Annotated in this window: 15 protein-coding genes and 1 pseudogene; 12 read left to right on the forward strand and 4 right to left on the reverse strand. The window is 41.3% G+C overall.

Going from position 1 to position 18,905, the window contains the following annotated elements:
* The first annotated feature begins 173 nt into the window (after positions 1-173).
* From NSP_RS05600 to NSP_RS05635, 8 genes and pseudogenes are all read left to right on the forward strand, one after another.
* Positions 174-1,106: a lysylphosphatidylglycerol synthase domain-containing protein gene (locus tag NSP_RS05600; RefSeq protein ID WP_006194982.1), complete on the forward strand. Its 933-nt coding sequence runs from the start codon at positions 174-176 to the stop codon at positions 1,104-1,106.
* Positions 1,107-1,237: 131 nt separating this feature from the next.
* Positions 1,238-2,161: pseudogene (locus NSP_RS05605) on the forward strand (AAA-like domain-containing protein); the annotation flags it as partial.
* Between the two features lie 396 nt (positions 2,162-2,557).
* Positions 2,558-3,688: an AAA-like domain-containing protein gene (locus NSP_RS05610; protein WP_006194984.1), complete on the forward strand. Its 1,131-nt coding sequence runs from the start codon at positions 2,558-2,560 to the stop codon at positions 3,686-3,688.
* Positions 3,661-3,804 (forward strand): hypothetical protein, encoded by a 144-nt coding sequence (locus NSP_RS25885; RefSeq protein WP_157133642.1) that lies wholly within the window; start codon positions 3,661-3,663, stop codon positions 3,802-3,804. Before NSP_RS05610 ends, NSP_RS25885 begins: the two co-directional genes overlap by 28 nt.
* Before the next feature lie 817 nt (positions 3,805-4,621).
* On the forward strand, positions 4,622-4,864 hold the full coding sequence (ndhL, locus tag NSP_RS05620; RefSeq protein ID WP_071839274.1) for an NAD(P)H-quinone oxidoreductase subunit L: 243 nt from the start codon (positions 4,622-4,624) through the stop codon (positions 4,862-4,864).
* A 24-nt stretch (positions 4,865-4,888) separates the two neighbouring features.
* On the forward strand, positions 4,889-5,200 hold the full coding sequence (locus tag NSP_RS05625; protein WP_006194987.1) for a DUF3007 family protein: 312 nt from the start codon (positions 4,889-4,891) through the stop codon (positions 5,198-5,200).
* A gap of 70 nt (positions 5,201-5,270) precedes the next feature.
* Positions 5,271-6,116 carry a tryptophan synthase subunit alpha gene (trpA, locus tag NSP_RS05630; RefSeq protein ID WP_006194988.1) on the forward strand — a complete coding sequence of 282 codons (846 nt, stop codon included), beginning with the start codon at positions 5,271-5,273 and terminating at the stop codon, positions 6,114-6,116.
* Positions 6,117-6,316: 200 nt separating this feature from the next.
* Positions 6,317-6,988, forward strand: coding sequence for a heterocyst differentiation related protein (locus NSP_RS05635; RefSeq protein WP_173403263.1), 672 nt, complete (start codon positions 6,317-6,319; stop codon positions 6,986-6,988).
* Between the two features lie 132 nt (positions 6,989-7,120).
* On the opposite strand, the gene NSP_RS05640 is transcribed toward NSP_RS05635, so the two are convergent.
* On the reverse strand, positions 7,121-8,998 hold the full coding sequence (locus NSP_RS05640; RefSeq protein ID WP_017803873.1) for a serine/threonine protein kinase: 1,878 nt from the start codon (positions 8,996-8,998) through the stop codon (positions 7,121-7,123).
* Between the two features lie 163 nt (positions 8,999-9,161).
* On the opposite strand from NSP_RS05640, the gene NSP_RS05645 reads away from it, so the two are divergent.
* Positions 9,162-9,650, forward strand: a complete 489-nt coding sequence (locus NSP_RS05645; protein WP_044482732.1) for a hypothetical protein — start codon at positions 9,162-9,164, stop codon at positions 9,648-9,650.
* 114 nt (positions 9,651-9,764) lie between these two features.
* On the opposite strand, the gene NSP_RS05650 is transcribed toward NSP_RS05645, so the two are convergent.
* Positions 9,765-11,300 carry a dolichyl-phosphate-mannose--protein mannosyltransferase gene (locus NSP_RS05650; protein ID WP_017803875.1) on the reverse strand — a complete coding sequence of 512 codons (1,536 nt, stop codon included), beginning with the start codon at positions 11,298-11,300 and terminating at the stop codon, positions 9,765-9,767.
* Positions 11,301-11,527: 227 nt separating this feature from the next.
* Positions 11,528-13,270: an ABC transporter ATP-binding protein/permease gene (locus NSP_RS05655; RefSeq protein ID WP_017803876.1), complete on the reverse strand. Its 1,743-nt coding sequence runs from the start codon at positions 13,268-13,270 to the stop codon at positions 11,528-11,530.
* Positions 13,271-13,572: 302 nt separating this feature from the next.
* Here NSP_RS05655 and NSP_RS05660 point away from each other — a divergent pair, with 302 nt between their 5' ends.
* Positions 13,573-13,872 (forward strand): hypothetical protein, encoded by a 300-nt coding sequence (locus NSP_RS05660; protein WP_017803877.1) that lies wholly within the window; start codon positions 13,573-13,575, stop codon positions 13,870-13,872.
* A 251-nt stretch (positions 13,873-14,123) separates the two neighbouring features.
* On the opposite strand, the gene ppsA is transcribed toward NSP_RS05660, so the two are convergent.
* The gene (gene ppsA / locus NSP_RS05665; RefSeq protein ID WP_017803878.1) at positions 14,124-16,574 is read right to left on the reverse strand and encodes a phosphoenolpyruvate synthase; all 2,451 of its coding nucleotides are present in this window, start codon (positions 16,572-16,574) and stop codon (positions 14,124-14,126) included.
* A 178-nt stretch (positions 16,575-16,752) separates the two neighbouring features.
* Between ppsA and NSP_RS05670 the strand changes: the two genes are divergently transcribed.
* A complete protein-coding gene (locus NSP_RS05670) occupies positions 16,753-17,157 on the forward strand; it encodes a hypothetical protein (protein WP_017803879.1) in 405 nt (134 codons plus the stop codon).
* A gap of 393 nt (positions 17,158-17,550) precedes the next feature.
* On the forward strand, positions 17,551-18,612 hold the full coding sequence (locus NSP_RS05675; protein ID WP_017803880.1) for a tellurite resistance TerB family protein: 1,062 nt from the start codon (positions 17,551-17,553) through the stop codon (positions 18,610-18,612).
* The last annotated feature ends 293 nt before the right edge of the window (positions 18,613-18,905 follow it).

Raw genomic sequence — 18,905 nt, forward strand, 5'->3', positions numbered from 1 at the left:
ACTTGGCAAATATTTCGTAACCCTTCCCAAGATTACGAATAAAAAAATAAGTTCGCCTCTAGCGTAGGTAACAATATACTTGATACTAAAATCAGACATTTATCTAACTGTAGAGAGATATCAGGCGAAAATTTAGGCGATTTTGGTGATTGAAAATATTTTTATTTTTGTAAATGATGAAGCAAATTTTACGCTGGCTAATTTTAGGGGGAACACTATTTTTTTTAGGGAAAGCCCTGAAGGATCACTGGTCTGAAGTGATTGCAATCCAAATTGATGCAGTAGGATGGGCTATTATGTCCATAGCGACAGGCGTAACTTTACTGGCACATATTTGGGGTGGTTGGATATGGACTTGGATTCTCAAGGAATTAAATCAATCTGTGCCATGTGCGGAATTTATTCAAGTCTACTTAAAAACAAATATTGCTAAATATTTACCTGGTAATGTCTGGCATCATTATGGGCGAATTGTGGCAGCGAAAAATGCTAATATTCCTGCTGGTGCGGCTACTTTAAGCGTATTGCTAGAACCGCTATTGATGGCGGCGGCGGCTTTAATTATTATTGTTATATTTGGCAGCCAATTTGCAGCTACTCATACTACTCTGTCTGTACAAATTTTACAATTTGTGAGTTTAGCTGTGGTGCTTTGTGCGGTTCATCCCCGGTTTTTGAATCCAGCAATTCGCTTTGTCTACAAATTAAAGGTGAAAAGGTCTAGTGCGAAGACTCAGCCGAATATTCCCTTTAAAGTTAAACGCTATCCTCTACGACCTTTGTTAGGGGAATTAGGTTTTTTAGTATTGCGTGGTACTGGGTTTATTTTAACTGTGTTTGCTCTAACTCCATTAAATCTGAGCCAATTGCCTTTATTATTAGGGGCTTTTAGCTTTGCTTGGTTGTTAGGTTTTGTGGTTCCGGGTGCGCCTGGTGGTTTGGGTGTATTTGAAGTGACTGCGATCGCACTTTTGCAGCACAGGTTTCCATCTGCGGTTATAATTAGTGCGATCGCCTCCTATCGTCTCATTAGTATTATCGCTGAAACTGCTGGTGCAGCCCTAGCTTCCCTAGATGAACGCCTGAGTAAATCAGTTAACAGTTAACAGTTAACAGTTATTACATCAAAAAAGGTCATACTTCAATATTACACTCCATCTAGCAAGTTAGAAGAACGCATTGTAAATCGTGACCCTGCCATTAGATAGATAAATATACCCTTTCATTTTTCATGGTTATGGATTTAAACTTAGATCAGGCAATTAAAATTGCTAACCAAGCAGTTTTGGCAAAGTGTAATAGAGCCTTAACTGATGTTGAAATAATTATAATTAAAGGATCTTGGAAAAGAGAAGAATATCATAAAATTGCGGCTAAAAATCAATATGCAACAAGTTATATTAGCCAAGACGTTGCACCCAAACTTTGGAAATTACTGACAAAAGCTCTAGGAGAAAAAGTCAAAAAAAGTAATTTCAAAGAAGCCCTAAAACGACATTGGGAAAAGCAATGTTGGGATAAGCAATTTAAAGATGAATATTGCTCACGAACTCCAGAATCAATTACTGCTAATATCCTACAGCACAACGGCAATCTCAAAGAAGTTACTACTTCTCTATATTTAACTCAAACTAAACACAACTTACCAATTCCAGAATTATATGTAGAGCGTTTTGCCATTGAATTTCTCTGCTATGAAACTCTGTTGCAGCCTGGTTCTCTGATTCGGATTAAAGCACCTAAACTCATGGGTAAAACGTACCTTATGGAACGGGTATTAACTCAAATTGCAAAGCAAGGCTATCGCATAGTCAGTTTAAGTTTAGAGATGGCTGAGAGGAAAACTCACTTCACTAACCTAAATAAATTCTTGCGTTGGTTATGTCTAAATCTTAGTCGAGAACTTAACTTACCTAATCAGTTAGATGAATATTGGGATGCAGAAGGTATGGGCGCTAAGGTAAGTTGCACAACTTATTTAGAAACATATTTATTGGCAGGATTTCCCAACCCTCTAGTTCTATACTTAGATGATGTAGACGTGCTTTTTCGTTATCCTGAAATTTATGAAGACTTTTTTGGGTTGTTGCGTTCTTGGTATGAAAAAGGCAGAAATCGTCCCAACTGGAAAAAGCTGCGATTAGCGATCGCTTATGGGACTATTGATAAGTAGCCATATTTTGTCCTCAAGTTTCATTAGTAAAGGAAGTGCGGAATGTGGGGTTTAGAGGCTGTTTAACTATTTTTAACTGCTATATAAATTTATCTGCCCACATTTTTTATCAGATATATAGCAGTTGTTTATATGATACCCAGCTTGTCAGTTCAATACTTGAGTTAAATTTAGGAGTTTAAAAAATCAGCCAATTTAGTTAAATTCAGTTAAATTCAGGTTTTGCAGGACTTACGCAAAATTATGAAAGAACGAACCGCAAAGGACACAAAGGACACAAAGTTAAGAGGGTTTTAGAGAGTTCTTGCGTAAGTCCTATTTTGAAAATCTTAAGTTGTGTAATAATTATAACTAAACCTGATTTTAAGCATCTGAATCATCCCAATGTTTGCCAAACTCAACGCCACCTATCAATATCAGTTAGGTGGCAGTCTGCCGCCTTATGCCCCTACCTACCTAGAGCGACAGGCTGACACAGAACTTTACCAAGGTTTATTAGCAGGGGATTATTGCTATGTTCTCAACGCTAGACAAATGGGGAAATCTAGCTTGCGAGTGCGGACAATGGATAAATTACGAGCTATGGGAATAGCCTGTACTGAAATTGAATTGAGCGGGATTGGTAGCCAGGAAATTACTCCACCTCAATGGTATGGAGGGATTATTCAGGAATTGATAAGCGGTTTTAAACTACAAATAAATCGGCGTAGTTGGTTAAGAGAACATGATCATCTTTCTCCTATCCAGTGCTTAAATAAATTTATCGAAACAGTATTATTAACGCAAATTCAGGAAAAAATTGTGATCTTTATTGATGAAATTGATCATCTGCTAAATTTGAATTTTTCCACAGACGAATTTTTTGCCCTGATTCGTCACTGCTATGATCATCGCGCTATCAAACCAGCCTATAGGCGACTTTCATTTGCTTTGTTGGGAGTAGCTACACCTTCAGACTTGATTCAAGACCAACACTACTCTAAACCTTTTAATATTGGTAGAGTCATTCAACTTCAAGAATTACAAATCAAAGATAGTCAGCCTTTGTTAACAGGATTAATAGGCAAAGTTAGTAACCCGTCAGCAATCTTAAAAGAAGTTTTTTTTTGGACGGGAGGACAGCCATTTCTCACCCAAAAACTGTTGTTTTTAATTGTGAATAACTGCCATAATAGTAGAGAAATTTACCCTTATCTAGAAGATGAAGAAAACCAGTGGGTTAAGCAAATTGTCCAGAAGCAAATTATTGAAAATTGGGAAGCTCAAGACGAACCAAAGCATTTAATAACTATCAGAGATCGCTTACTTTACAATATTCCTAAAAGCAAAAATCTATTGCAGCTATATAATAAAATTCTCCAACGGGGAAAAATCTTAGTTCACAATTCCCCTGAATATCTAGAATTATTTTTATCGGGACTTGTTACCCAACACCAAAGCAATTTAACAGTCAAAAACCCAATCTACGCCACAATTTTCAATTTAGATTGGGTAAATCACAAGCTGACGCTATAGGCGTTGACGAAACAGTAGTTCCAGATGTACGCTTGAGGCGATCGCCCAGTGGTGATCAAGGTAAAGCAACATTTACTGTAACCATAAGCTTGCTGTTACGGCAAACTTATGGGTAAAGTGACAGGCAGGTCTGCTTGTATCTTCAATTTTTAGTGGGGGTGGAGGGACTTGAACCCACACGACCTATTATGGTCAACGGATTTTCATTCTCCCGCAGCTTTCACTGCTGCCAGGTTTTAATAACCTTCGGCTTTGAGAATTGGACTCTCCCTTTACCCTCGGCTTAACGTTAGGGTAGCTCCCGTCGAGTCTCTGCACCTTCCGATGAGTTATGAGCTTTAACACTCAGGACTTGTTTCGGCTTGGCTCAGGATTGCCATATCTGTAAACAGATTTAGGTTTCCCTGAATTTGAGAGCTTCCACTTGAAAGATTTCTCGATCAAGGCTCAGTTTTCTAAGTCCGTAGCGTCTACCATTCCGCCACACCCCCATATTGATTGGGATCGGCTTTTGCTTAAGCAGCAAATAACTCTTGCCTAATTTAGCATCAATTGCGTCTTTTGTACAACTAAATTGAAAAATTTTTTCCAGATTTGGAAGTTTTTGCTGTTTCTTCTCAATTTATCTGGTTTTCGGATCTTCAATTTTGCCTTACTCAAGCAATTCTTTGTTACTGCCTTTGCAACTGTAGCATACATATCAGAAATATACAATAAAAATTTTCCACCTCTGGTAAAAATCAAATATGGCGTTTTTATGAATAGAATAAGTTTTTTGACTTTTGACCCCTTCGGGGTTCGCCAGTCGCTCATGAGGGAAACCCCCTTGGCGTTAGCCTCTCCCTTTGGGAGAAGACCGCGCTGGCTCACTTTTGACTTTTGACTTCCGCTCTGCGGAGTGGTTCAGCCTATGATGGAAAATAGATGCACTGAATGCTCTTGTCCACTTTAAAGAGAAAATCTATGATTGTAGCCCTGCTGTATCTAGCTCTGGCTGGAGCTTACCTGTTAGTAGTCCCTATTGCTGTCATGCTGTACCTGAAGCAGCGCTGGTATGTAGCTAGCTCCATTGAGCGGACTGTAATGTATTTTATGGTGTTTTTCTTCTTGCCTGGGTTGTTAGTTTTGTCACCTTTTGTGAATCTTCGCCCCCGGCCACGACAAATTGAAGTGTAAATAGATTGGTAGGTCATAACTCTCATGCGACGCATTGACGCTATTGGAATTGGCTTGGGTGTTTTTATTGCTGGTGGTTTGGGATATGTAGGTTTACAGCTAGTGGGTTTAGATGGTCAACAAGCTGGAATCTGGAGCCAAGTCTTACTGGTCAGTGGCTTGCTTGGCTGGTTAGCTTCTTACATATTCCGCGCGGTGGGAAATAAAATGACCTACCATGAACAACGGGAACAGTATGAAAAAGCCTTTCTGCAAAAACGGCTGGATGAACTGACTCCTGAAGAACTAGCAAAAATTCAAGCCGAAATCGCACAAGAAGAACAAAGTCAAGTGTAAAGTTATCATTGGTCAGTTATTCGTTATTTGTTTAACTGACCACTGACCACTGACTCATAATTTTTGACTCATGACCGCGATTTCTGATTGCTTTAAGACATTGGGACGAAATGGAGAGTGCGCTCTGATTCCGTTTATTACTGCTGGAGATCCAGATTTAACCACGACAGCAGCAGCTTTGAAGGTTCTGGATACTCATGGAGCCGATATTATTGAACTGGGTGTACCTTATTCTGATCCTCTCGCCGATGGTCCGGTGATTCAAGCGGCTGCTACCCGCGCTTTGCAACGAGGGACTAAGTTGGAACAGGTGTTGGAAATGTTGCAAGCTACTACTCCGAGTTTGCGATCGCCTATTATCCTGTTTACCTATTACAATCCCATTTTGCACCGTGGTATTGACAAGTTTCTGGAACAAATTGCGGCGGCTGGGGTATCAGGATTAGTCGTCCCAGATTTGCCCCTAGAAGAAGCAGCAGGCTTGCTCAAACCAGCCGGTGAAATGGGTATCGATTTAACTTTGTTGGTGGCTCCTACTAGTTCTGCTGACCGGATAGAAGCGATCGCTCGTTCTTCCCAAGGATTTATTTATTTGGTTAGTGTGACTGGTGTTACCGGGATGCGGACTCAAATGGAATCACGAGTATCAGATTTATTGCAACAAATTCGTAGTTTTACAGATAAACCCATTGGGGTAGGATTTGGTATTTCCGAAGCTGCACAAGCTCATCAAGTCAGAGAATGGGGCGCAGATGCGGCAATTGTGGGTAGTGCCTTTGTCAAACGTCTAGCAGAGGGTACACCAGAGCAGGGACTAAAGGCGATCGCTGAATTTTGTCAAAGTCTCAAAGCTGCCATTAAGACAACTGACAGCAGCACAAATACATCACTTGCTCAAAACGATAAAGTAGACTAAAAAAGATAACAGCGTCGTTTTTTTACCATGAACTGGTGGACAATTTAGCGAATATAGTTTTGAATATTAACAGCACATAGTAAGCTGTAAAAAAACTAGCTAGTCCGGTCGCTTATAGTTGAGTTTTATGTGACGTTGAGTAGGCGAATAATAATGAGTGTGAGAGTGAGTCAGTCACAAGTGACAGAGGAGCAAAGGCGATGAGTGAGAGTATGGCATTTATCGGCGGAGTCGCCGTGGCTGGGCTGGCTGCGCTTGTAATGCTCAGGGGCGCAGATAGTCCCATGCAAAGTAATTTCGCTGTATCTTCTCCGCAGATGCCGGCTAATCTAGCCCTGCCGATGATGCCGCCGCAAACCCCAATGTATCCGCCTTATGGGGTGAATCCATATTATCCTAACCCCAGTCAACCGCCTGCTCAGGTTAACCCAGAGCAGCGTGTGGAAATGGAACGGCTGAATATGCAGTTGGAACGTTTAAAGAGCGATAACGAGCAGCTCAGAGCGCAAAACCAACAACTCCAGTTCCAATACCAAAATTGGAATCACCAGCAGATGCAATTAGCCCAACAAAATAGCCAAAAACTTGCTGCACCAGAAGTATTAAAGCCTCAAACTGAAGAACCTTGGTGGTCTTCACCGATCATTTGGGCAGTAGGAGGCGCAACTCTCACTATTGGCGGTGGTGTTGTAGTCGCTGGTGTATTAGCTTTATTTTCACCACGGCAGCGTCCCACCCGTACAGTACAAGTAATGCATCCTTACCACGGTCCCACACCGCCCTTAGCTCCTGTACGTCGCGCGGAATTTTTGCCTTCGCCTCGGATGGACGCAAGACGAGTTGAAACCCCAGAATATGACCAGATGCACTAAGGGCAAAATAAAATACTAATTTTAGGTCAAGGAAGAGGATAAGGGGCAGGGGAAAAGAGGAACGGGGGCAGGGAGCAGGGGGCAGGGGAGAAGAGGAACGGTTTTTAAGTAACCGAAGTTTAAAGTAATTTCTTACTCCCCCTTGCTCCCTGCTCCCTGCTCCCCTGCCTCTTCTGTTGCAGATGCTTCTTCAGCATTGGGAATTTCCGGTGGGGACTGATGTTGATTATCTACTTTAGGTGATTTCTGTTTTGCCAAATTTTCATCGGCTTGTTGAAATAACAATTGTATTTTGTTGCGCCAGTATTGAGTATCAGGCAACTTTTCGGCATGATTTTTATAATCTAAAACTTTGTCCCATTCACCGTTGTCTATTGCCTTATTGATGTCATTAAATAGCGCCTCGGCCTTAGCCCAATCTTTTTGCCACTGATTAATCATAGAAACTGTCTCTTTAAAGCCAGAAGAAGCATGACCAGGAATAGACCGCATTAAAGCGATCGCTCCTCGCAAATCTCCTGATTCATACTTCTGTTGAGCTTCTGCTATAATCTTTTCACTATCATCACTAGGCTCTGATTGATTGGAAGTATCTGCTGGTTCTGGCTGAGGTTGTGGTTTAGGCTGAGGAATCGGTCGAGCGGTAATCAAATTACTATCATCTACTGTATTAATAGCAATGCCTTTGTCTCGGAGGCAAGAAACCCACTGTTCTTTATTGGTAATGACATCTAGGTGCGCCCAAGCCAAACCACCAGAGTTGATTTTAACTTCTACCCAACCCCGTTTTGTGCGCTTGCCAGTCACCTCAAACCCAGTATTTTCACCAACTGTTTGCACCACAGTATCAGAATTAATCGAGCTAGGTTCAGAACGAACATTAGAATTACCTGCGACCACAGCCAAGCAGTTCTTCCCTGGGGTATTATTCCCCGTAAAATTAGGAGCTAAATTCCTGACATTGGGGTAGACATTTGTGGCTAAAGCCGCCCCACCTGCCAAAAATAAGCCAATTAAGAACGGCCACGGGTCAATTTTGTGAGATTCTTGACGGACTGGTTTAGCAGCCAAAGGATTTGCTGGCGCTACTGCAATGGTTTTTTGTGGAGATAATTGAGATAAAGACTTAGTGGGTTGGTAGGGCTGATGGTGAGAGATTTCTGGAGGTGTGGCTGGTGTAAATACCCGATTAGTGCTGCTTATACAAGCTTGCAGTGCTTCTGTTGCGCTTTGGTAGCGGTCTTTGAAATGATAATGCACCATTTTGGTGATGACTGCTGCCAACCGATAGTTGACTTGTGCTAAATGCTGCCAGAGGAATTCTCCAGTATTGGGGTCTTCTGGTAATTCGGCTGCGGGTACTCCTGTGAGCGCTTGAATTGCAATAATGCCCAGGGAATAAATATCACTGTTGGGGCGGGGTTTACCTTGTCCTTGTTCGGTTGGCATATAGCCGGGAGTGCCAATGGCAACTGTTGCTGTAGGTTGGACTCCCACGCTGACCATTGGTAATCTTAACTGTTTGACTGCCCCAAAATCTACTAAAACTAATTTCTGATCACAGGCGCGACGGATAATGTTATCTGGCTTAATATCGCGGTGAATCACGCCTTGAGTGTGAACAAACTCTAGGATTCCCAGAACTCCTTGCAACAGTTCTATGACTTGGCTTTCACTCCAAGGCTCACCGGGTATGAGTTCCTCTGCTAGGGTTTGTCCGGCAATATATTCTTGGACTAAATAAAATTCTTGGTTTTCATCAAAGTAAGCCAGTAGCCGGGGTATCTGGTCATGATGTCCTAAATTTTCTAACGTTTCGGCTTCGCTGTTAAATAAACGCTTGGCTGTGTCAAAAACTCTGGGATCGGAAGTTGCAGGTTTGAGATGCTTGACGACGCAGATTGGGTTCCCTGGCCTCCTGGTATCTTGGGCAATATAGGTTTGACCAAATCCCCCGTGCGCTAGGACTTGAATAACTTGGTAACGATTGTCTAGTAGCTTGCCGATCATATTTTCCCCTCAGAGTTATTACCTGATTTTTCTGTGGTAATAAGTATCTCCAAATTTTATGGCATGAAATCCGCTATCTTGGGATAAAGATTTAAACTAAAAAATTTGCTTTTTAATCAAGTTAGACGGTTTATTTGTCAATTAGTGTCCCCTTTTATTACCAATGCCACCTAGAATATCTAACCCAGTCACATGGCAGCAGGCTGAACTCCTCATGCAACCTGCGTTTATTCGTGTTGTCGATAATATTCGCAAGCATCTTGACACGTCTACTTGGAAGGGAACTTACCATGATGTCTTGATTTGGCCAGCTAACACCACTGATGAAATTAAAGCTTTGGTAACTCAGTTATTGCAAGAAATGGAAACTGCAACCTTAGAACAGGCGGATGAAATTCGCGCGACTCTTGCCTCGCTGCCCATGCCCCATCCAGGATACCATCTGCTTTTGCAACGTCAACAGCATCAGGTGAGTATAGATTTGTGGGAAATTTGTTATCAAGTCTGTTTTCTTAATTACTCTCCTGTGAGTGAAGCTGTAAATATTGATAGTCGTTTAATTGATGAGGCGGGTGAGGTGGATTGGCAGTGTTTGGAAGATAAGACTAGGGATTTAGTGGGACAGGCATTTGCTAATTTACCGGAGGATTAAACCGTGCTTGTCTGAATTTTTATTAGTTATATCTGAATGAAATAAACAAGGGCGGGCATCTTTGCCCTCCCCCACAAGATTTATATATTGCAAAGTGCTGTAGGATGGCTGGATTTATATCCAGGTGTTAAACCACATTCGGATTTTGTAACTTTCTGGGGATAGAGGTAAACCCAAATATATGGGCATCCAAAAGATGAAGGCAGCAAGAATTAGGAATGTTATGCTGATACCTACTGCCCGAATTTCGCGGTAATAACTGCTAAGACACTGGTCTACAAGCCAAGCGATCGCTAAAAATACAAATACTACAGCACTCATATAATGATACATAAAAACGCACCTTGTTACTTTTACCCAAGGTAATAAGTTAGCAGCATAATTTAAAATTAAGTATAGGGACATCCAAGTATTAACGGTCATATTTGCAGGTACTACAAGTTGCTTTTTTTGCAACCAAGGAATCACCACTTGTAATACCAACATCACTGCTAAAAACAAAATGGCGGCGACACCAAACCACCACAAAAAAGGATTTCCCATTGCGTGGACATCATAAATAATTTTCTCGGTCCCAGGAGGTAAAGGAGGCTGCAATACTGACAAGGGTTGATTAATACTCTCAGCCGTTTGGTAATAATAGGCAATTGGTCGATTCATTAATGGCCATTTATACCATGCTGCACAGTAAGGATGCACATCGGCACTGTTTCCCCCCATCTGGAGGTGAAAACTCAAAATTTTCTGATGTACTGCAATAAATCCATATCTTCTATCTAGCTGGAGATGAGGAATCCAAATGATGCTGTATACGATAGCTGGGATAATTCCCAGATAAAATAGCATTTGAAAAATATTGATCTGCGTCAGCTTTTGTAGTGGTGTCTGAAGGGCAATTTCTGGGGATGTGCGATTGATATCAACCCATTTGCGATACCAATTATTCAGAAATATCTTTGTTTGTCTGATGACTGTTGCGGGAGATGTTACCAGATTTGGGTTATCAGGAAAAGATTGGATTCCGCGAATTATATAAGCTGCTATCCAAATTAAATAAGCACCTAACAAAAACCATAAGCCATTCCACTTAGTGGCAACTGATGCCCCAAAACTCACCCCAGCTAACACTAAATACCAATAACGTTGTTGATTTTGGTGATTTAATCCTAATAGTAAAAACCATTGTCCTAATAAACCAAAGATGATAATATATATATTATTTAAAGCATATCGCGATTCTACTAAAAAGAAACCATCACAGGCTGTAAATAAACCTGCCAATAAAGCAAAACGATAACGATGATTTAATTGATAGGCAATAGCTGCGACAACTAAAGGAATAAATGAGCCAGTTAGGGCATTTAACCAACGATAACTCCAAGGCGATCGCACTGAACCTGTAAGTTCATTTACTGTATCTTGTCCAAAGGGAAGATGACTACCCATCCAAATCCCAATACCAATAATATATTGACTCAGGGGCGGATGGGCATTAAAAAATGGTGTATTGGTGAGATAATTATTACCAAATTTGGCAAAATAAACTTCATCAAATACTAGAGTGTTAAATCGCTCTAATCCCCAAAACCGTAAGCACAGTGATAGAAGAAAGACACCTAATATCCCAATTTGAAACCACTTTTTAGTCATTTGTCAATACAGAAGGATATTATGCGCGAATAAAACTGAAGGTTTGGAAAAAGGTAGACAAGAAGGTAGTCAGGAGAAAGCACATTAAATTGCCATTAACTTACTAGCAGAAGGAATGGCAATTGAAGCGATCGCATCACTGGTTGATCTGAGTCTGTAGTGCAACATTTACAGCATCAACACTTCTGTTCTCAAGCATAGCTTTCTCTGTACTTAATGGCAGAAAATTAGCTAAAAGCATTCAAATTAACAGTATATTCATCCATCGGTAACAACCGCCAATTAGAGCTACCATCGAGTTCTAACACGTACTCATGGTACTGTAACAAACTGGGGCGATGTCCCACACTAATTAATGTAGTTTCCTTGGCTTTGAGTTGTTGATAAAGGTTCTTTTCATTAGCTAAATCCAGCGCACTGGTAGCTTCATCAAGGATGACATAGTTAGGCATACTCAGCAAAAGTCGAGCAAAAGCCAAGCGCTGTTGTTCGCCTAAAGAAAGTACATTAGCCCAGTCTAACTCGACATCAAAGCCACCAACTCGTTCTGGTAACTCTGCCAAATTCACCTCTTCTAAGACATGGCGCATTTTGCTTTCGAGGATATCATTGTCAGGATTGGGGTAGAGTAACTGACTCCGCAGCGAACCCAATACCATATAAGGACGTTGGGGTAAAAACATCATTTCCGATAGAGAAGGGCGGATAATTTGACCAGTACCCGCATTCCATAATCCGGCGATCGCTCTTAATAAAGAACTCTTACCACTACCACTATTTCCCACAATTACCAAACCCTCACCAGGCTGTAACATGAATGGTAAATCCCGAACCAAGGTGCGTTCGTAGTTGGGAGTCATTAGGGTGACGCTACGTAATTCAATCCGAGAGTCTTCCGTAACATCGATAGTCCTGATTCCTGGCTGTTGTTGGTCTGAAGTTTCCAGAACTTCGTCTAAGTCGCCCATCCGTTCAATACCGGCAGCAAAAGCTGTTAAGCTTTCAAATTGTCCCACCACCACAGATAAAGCACTAAAAATCTGACTGAAGGCGATCGCCGCTTGAGTGAATGTCCCAAAATCAGTCTCACCTGCAAAGTAAATAGGTGCAATTACCAAGTAAGGAAGTGCGGAAACAAAATAGTTATAGCTAGTAGTAAAAAAACCTAAATTACGTTGCCAATTTATCAATAAATCAAAGTTGAGAATTGCTCGCATAAAACGCTGTTTTAGCTGAAGTATTTCTTCTGTTTCACCTTGATAAAAAGCAATAGATTCGGCATTATCTCGCACATGAATGAGTCCATAACGAAAATCAGCTTCTCGTTTAAGTTGATTATAGTTAATGCCAATTAATCGTTGACCAATCCCAGCCGTAACCACTGTCCCCAGAATTGCATAAATTACCAGCGCCACTGATAAAGAAACTGAGATAGATAATAAAACTCCAGTGAAAGATATTAAAGTAATAATTGATGTCAGAATCAGCAATGTAAAAGATAAACTGGTACGAGTAAATGACCTAATATCTTCAGCAATTCGCTGGTCTGGGTTGTCAATTTTTTGATTAAAATTAATTTGGTAATAAGCACGATTTTGGAAATATTTATCGAGAAAATGGTTTGTCAACCACTCCCGCCATTGCAATCCCAATTTGTCTTGGATATAGCCATACATGACCACAATGGGAGTACCAAGGACTAACAACCCAGCATACAAGGTGATGAAGCGCCAAAAGATTGACGCATCTTTAGTTTGGGGAAAAGTTGCCAGAGAAGTATCAATATTCCGGAAAATAAAGCTAATACCGACATTAATCGCATTAACGGCTAATGCCAAGAGTAGCAAAAGTCCTAATAATCCCCTAGCCTTCCATTTTTGTTCAGAAAACCAGTAGGGTTTGGCAACCTTGAGAAATTTATGCCACAATTCGGGGTCTAATCGTTTGGGCTGAGGTGTTGTTGTACTCATTAGTAATTTTTTTGAGAATATCTAACTGTCTTTAATAATAAGTGCGATCGCCCCTGATTTTTTGTTCCCCTGCCATAGGCTAAACTCTAGGCTATAGCAGTAATTTTGGACATAACGCAACGCAGTCCTTGCCCTGGGAGTGGGAAGATATAAGATGAATCTGCAACTGCATCCGAGACAACTGGGATTTGTTTCTTTATACAGAGAATAATATTTACAGACAATATAAGTAAATTTCCTCCAATTCAAATAACAAATATGCTTAAATGTTGTTGTAAGCACCATAAAGGGAGACAACTTCAATGAAGTCTAATCACATTTCTGCCGAACGCCAGCCTCAAGAGTCGCTGTGGACAGAACTAACCGAGGAAGAAACCGAGAAGGTACAAGGGGGATTTGGATTTTTCTTTGACAGAAATAGATTTCGCAATTTACTGTTTAACTTACTCAGTCAAATTACTGCGCGAGTCAGAGAGGTAGGAGTTCAGAACCCGATGACTCCCGGTAATGAGAGCTTTAGTGTAGAAAGGACTGAGACCATTATTGTGAAAAACGGTCAGACCATTTTTAGCGAAAAAACTGAGGAAATTACTGTGCGATAGCCAATAAAGCTAGGGAGTGTTTTGAAACCCAAAATTAGACGTAAATGTAGGTTGGGTTGAGGTTTTGGGAAACCCAACTTTACCCAATATTTGGTTTGCTTCGTACAGGTGGCGCTGCGCTTAACCCAACCTAGTTCTAGACTTTGAAAACACGCCCTAGTTTTAAGTTGACAATTTATCTGTCTAGATTTGGTGACTCTTGGTTAAGTTTGTCTAGATTTTTATGAGCGGTTTCCCCAGGGGTTGAATTTCTAGATATTTTGCTCCACTTTGGCAATTTCCAACATTGTTTTTAACACCGAATCTGGATTCAAACTGATAGAATCAATTCCCTGTTCTACTAAAAATTGGGCAAATTCAGGGTAATCACTGGGCGCTTGACCGCAAATACCGATTTTGCGGTGATATTTTTTCGCCGCTTCTATGGCCATTTTCACCATGCGCTTCACACCCTGACTGCGTTCATCAAATAACCGCGCCACCAAGGCTGAATCCCTATCTATGCCTAATGTTAACTGAGTTAAGTCATTGGAACCAATGGAGAAGCCATCAAAAACCTCTGCAAACTCCTCAGCCATAATCACATTATTGGGTAACTCGCACATTACATACACTTGCAAGTCGTTTACACCCTGTTTTAAATGATTTTTTGCCATTTCTGCTAACACCATCCGCCCTTCATCGGGAGTGCGACAGAAGGGAATCATTGGGATAACGTTAGTTAAACCCATTTCGTCCCGAACTCGCTTAATAGATTCACACTCTAAGGCAAAAGCTTCTTGATATCCTGTGTCATAGTAACGGGCTGCACCCCGCCAACCCAACATGGGGTTTTCTTCTTTGGGTTCAAATTGCTGACCACCTAAAAGATTAGCATATTCATTACTTTTGAAATCCGACATTCTGACAATTACTGGCTTAGGATAAAAAGCTGCCGCAATTCTGCCTATACCTTGGGATAATTTATCAACAAAATATTGGGGTTTAACGTCGTAAAGGGCGGTAATTTGATTAATTTTGGCTTTGACAAATTTATCTTCTAACTTATCGTAGTGAATCAACGCCATTGGATGAATTTGGATTTGGTTGGCGATGATAAATTCTGTGCGGGCTAAACCTACGCCATCATTAGGAATTGCAGATAAACTTAATGCTTCTTGGGGGTTTCCCACATTCATTAAAATTTGGGTACGGGTGCGGGGTAAGTTTTCTAGGAGAACTTCTTTAATTTCAAAGGGTAATAAACCAGGATAAACTTTGCCTTCATCTCCCTCGGCGCAAGAAATTGTTACCTCTTGACCAGTTTTTAAGACTGCTGTCGCATTGCTACACCCCACAATGGCGGGGACTCCCAATTCTCGCGCAATAATCGCCGCGTGACAGGTGCGCCCCCCGGAGTTGGTGACAATGGCGCTGGCGCGTTTCATTATCGGTTCCCAGTCGGGGTCTGTTCTTTCTGTTACTAATACATCGCCGGTTTGGAATTGGTCGATTTTATTCACATCTAAAATTAGATGTACTTTCCCTTGACTAATGGCTTCTCCTACAGCCCGACCTGTTACTAGGGAATGGGGGAATTTTACTTCTTTATCTGTTTTCAGGAAATGATAACTCCGCAAAACGTTCTCTGTTTTCTGCGACTGGACTGTTTCGGGACGGGCTTGGACAACAAAAAGTTGATTGGTAATTCCGTCTTTTGCCCACTCGATATCCATTGGGGAGTAATGACCGTGGGTTTGGGAATAATGGTCTTCTATTAAACAAGCCCAATGTGCTAGTTGTAAAATTTCTGCATCACTCAGAGCAAATTTACCTTGTTCTGTGGGGGAGACGGCGACATTTTTGGTGAATTTTGAGCCGTCATCATAGATCATTTTTAATTCTTTGCTGCCCAACTTTTTATCGATAATGGGGCGGAAACCTGCTTTTAATGTGGGTTTGAAAACATAGTATTCATCGGGGTTAATGGTTCCTTGAACTACGTTTTCGCCTAAACCGTAAGCGGCTGTAATTAGTGCAGCATCTTTAAATCCGGTTTCGGTGTCTATGGAGAACATGACTCCAGATGTGGCTAAGTCAGAACGTACCATTTTTTGTACGCCGACGGCGAGGGCAATGCTAAAGTGATCAAATCCTTTGGTGTGGCGATAGGATATGGCGCGGTCGGTAAATATAGAAGCAAAGCATTTATGACAAGCTGCTAAAACTCCTTGGACTCCGACAACGTTTAAGTAACTTTCTTGCTGTCCTGCAAAACTTGCGTCGGGGAGGTCTTCGGCTGTGGCGCTGGAACGGACGGCGACATCTGTATCTGTGTTGTATTGTTCGCATAGTTTGAGATATGCTGAGGCGATCGCATCCCTTAAGTCTACAGGAAACGGTGTGTGCATCAGTAGCGATCGCGCTTTTTTTCCCCGTACCCGTAAATTTTTCACATCCTCAACATCGATATCCGCAAAGAGTTCCCGTAACTGTGCTTCTAACCCAGCCGACTCGATGAAATACCGATAAGCATAAGCAGTGGTAGCAAATCCTGTGGGAACGTTCACGCCTTGGGGTGTCAACTGTTGAATCATTTCCCCTAGTGAGGCATTTTTCCCCCCAACTAAGGGTATATCACCAATACCAACTTCATTAAACCAGAGAATCAGCGATCGCCCTTTGTCAGTTTGAGTCAATGTGTTTGGAGATACCGTAACCATCTGTATTACCTCTCAAGTAGACGCTCTGGTTGTCAGGTTGTTATCGCTAGGATATTTTCCCTATGTTTAATTTTAGATTTAAGATTTAGTATCGTGCTATCCCATGCAAGATTATAGTTAGGAAAATTTAACATTTTCTTAGATAATAGCAATATTAAAATCCCAAGTTTATGGCAAAATGGCACAACTAGAACGACTACTACAAATGGCAGAAGATGAGCTAACTGAATATAGCAGTGATGCCCGCAAAATCGAAAAAATGCGCCGTAAAATCAGTTTATCTCTATCACTAGCAGAACAACGGCAAATCAAAGCTGAATTATTAACTACTATGAAGCCTAGTATTATTACTAATATTGTCGAAGAACAAAGGCAAGCCGCAGCGTTACCATTTTGGGGAATTGCCGGATTGGGTTTATTATTCGGAATTTCTCTGAATCAGCCCCTAGTTCTATTAGTAGGTGTGGTGGGGACTGTCGCCGCCTTCAGAATTCAAAAGTGGGGTTGGAAATTACAAGCCAAGCGTTTATTGTTACAAACCTTGGAAGATATTGAAGCCCGAATCTCCCAACCCAGTGCCTAGTAGGGGCGGGTTCTCAGATATGATTCAACAAAGAAGGCGGGCAGGATGCCCACCCCACAATATTACTAAACCCGCCCTACGGACCACTCCCTACGGACCACTCCCCACTCCCCACTCCCCAATGCCATGTGTCACTGCAAACAACGGTATTATATGACATCCTGCCCTTGGTATAGAAATCCATCTCTAGTTAGTTGATAATTCTACCCACAGATGAAATTCATTTGCCACCTGATTCCAGCAAAAGATGATTACTGCTATGGGAATTGAATTGTAAAGTAAGTATAAAGGATTAAATATTCCAGCATCCTAGGGTTACACAATACACCAAGGTTACTAAACTAACCATTGTTACTTTTAAGCTGTTAGGAATCAACAAAAGAGGTAATATTTATGACTAAATATGACAAGATTTTTAATTCAACAAAGACCACAAATGAATCACTGAGTCCAGAAGAAGCCGTAGCAGCGATCGCAGTTGTCACAGAAATGGCTGATTTGTCTGTAGAGGAAGTAGATGGCGAAATTTTAGCCAGCATCCTGTGGGACTTTGAGGTTTTTGAGGACTACTCAGAAGATGAAATTGCCCAAATCATCGATAAACTCATAGGGATTGCAGAAAAAGAGGGAGTGGGAACCCTATTTAATCTCGCCAGTAAAAGCCTTTCTGATGAACTAGTTCTAGACGCTTTTGCCGTCGGGGTAATGGTAAGTATAGATGAAGACGATCTGATTATCCCCAAACAGAAACAGCCCTATCTCAAACAGTTACAGCAAGCCTTAGACCTGGAAGATGAAGAAGCCCATGAGATTGTACAGGAAGTAATTGCCGCCTATCAAGAAGCAGAAAACGAAATTTACCTAGACGACGAAGAAGACACAGTTATAGTCAGAGATTATGGCGACGAGATATATGAATCGCCCTCCGGTAATTTTTCAGTCCCCATTCCTGTTGACCCACAACAGGGAGGTAAAGTAGAAAGTCAAGACGGGGTAGTGGGCTTTTTTGATAACTTCGGGACAATGCTGAGAATTGATCACTATCCCATATCCTCAGAACAATGGGAAGAAGTAGAATCTATTGGACAAGAAGAATACTTGCAATCAATTCTCCTAAACAAGTATGTACCAGAAGCCATTTTTACGAATTTGCCCAGGGCTGAAGTCAGGCATACTGAATATTTGAAAGACGCGGTTGAGGGTTCTTACTTTGCGCTGATTGATATGCCCCAAGGTTCAACAATTTCCCAGTCAAAAAATAACGGCACAGCCACCAGGTTAGACGCATACCGAGGGCTGCTGGCATTTATGAATTCTAACTATTTGTATATAGTTAGCAGCCAGCACAGCTTTTTTAACGGTGAAAAACCAAGTTCCATTAAAGAAGAAGCCGAGGAAATTAAGGAGAATATTTTAGAGTTTGTGGAAACTATAGAATTCATAGAAACAGAATAAATTGGTCATTAGTCATTAGTCATTAGTCATTAGAGGTTGTTGCTGGCGTGGCAAAGTTGCATCAAAGTCTCCCCTCTCCTTACTTTCGCGTAGCGTCTCCCTTTGGGAGAAGGAGAGGGGTTGGGGGTGAGGTTTTTAGTCATTAGTCATTAGTCATTAGTCATTAGAGGTTGTTTGAAAAGTCCTATTTTCGGTAGCAAAACAACCTCTTGGGAATATGAATTAAATAACATCCAAATTCGGGTTTTTGCAATCACCCCGCCTAAAAAGTTGCATCAAAGTCTCCCCTCTCC

This window comes from Nodularia spumigena CCY9414, from assembly GCF_000340565.2.
In the GTDB taxonomy this organism is placed as follows: Bacteria; Cyanobacteriota; Cyanobacteriia; order Cyanobacteriales; family Nostocaceae; genus Nodularia; species Nodularia spumigena.

Bases quoted from the DNA above. Each gene is read 5' to 3' on its own strand.
- NSP_RS05600 (WP_006194982.1), top strand. From the start codon at position 174: ATGATGAAGCAAATTTTACGCTGGCTAATTTTAGGGGGAACACTATTT.
- NSP_RS05610 (WP_006194984.1), top strand. From the start codon at position 2,558: ATGTTTGCCAAACTCAACGCCACCTATCAATATCAGTTAGGTGGCAGT.
- ndhL (WP_071839274.1), top strand. From the start codon at position 4,622: ATGCTCTTGTCCACTTTAAAGAGAAAATCTATGATTGTAGCCCTGCTG.
- NSP_RS05625 (WP_006194987.1), top strand. From the start codon at position 4,889: ATGCGACGCATTGACGCTATTGGAATTGGCTTGGGTGTTTTTATTGCT.
- trpA (WP_006194988.1), top strand. From the start codon at position 5,271: ATGACCGCGATTTCTGATTGCTTTAAGACATTGGGACGAAATGGAGAG.
- NSP_RS05635 (WP_173403263.1), top strand. From the start codon at position 6,317: ATGAGTGAGAGTATGGCATTTATCGGCGGAGTCGCCGTGGCTGGGCTG.
- NSP_RS05640 (WP_017803873.1), bottom strand. From the start codon at position 8,998: ATGATCGGCAAGCTACTAGACAATCGTTACCAAGTTATTCAAGTCCTA.
- NSP_RS05645 (WP_044482732.1), top strand. From the start codon at position 9,162: ATGCCACCTAGAATATCTAACCCAGTCACATGGCAGCAGGCTGAACTC.
- NSP_RS05650 (WP_017803875.1), bottom strand. From the start codon at position 11,300: ATGACTAAAAAGTGGTTTCAAATTGGGATATTAGGTGTCTTTCTTCTA.
- NSP_RS05655 (WP_017803876.1), bottom strand. From the start codon at position 13,270: ATGAGTACAACAACACCTCAGCCCAAACGATTAGACCCCGAATTGTGG.
- NSP_RS05660 (WP_017803877.1), top strand. From the start codon at position 13,573: ATGAAGTCTAATCACATTTCTGCCGAACGCCAGCCTCAAGAGTCGCTG.
- ppsA (WP_017803878.1), bottom strand. From the start codon at position 16,574: ATGGTTACGGTATCTCCAAACACATTGACTCAAACTGACAAAGGGCGA.
- NSP_RS05670 (WP_017803879.1), top strand. From the start codon at position 16,753: ATGGCACAACTAGAACGACTACTACAAATGGCAGAAGATGAGCTAACT.
- NSP_RS05675 (WP_017803880.1), top strand. From the start codon at position 17,551: ATGACTAAATATGACAAGATTTTTAATTCAACAAAGACCACAAATGAA.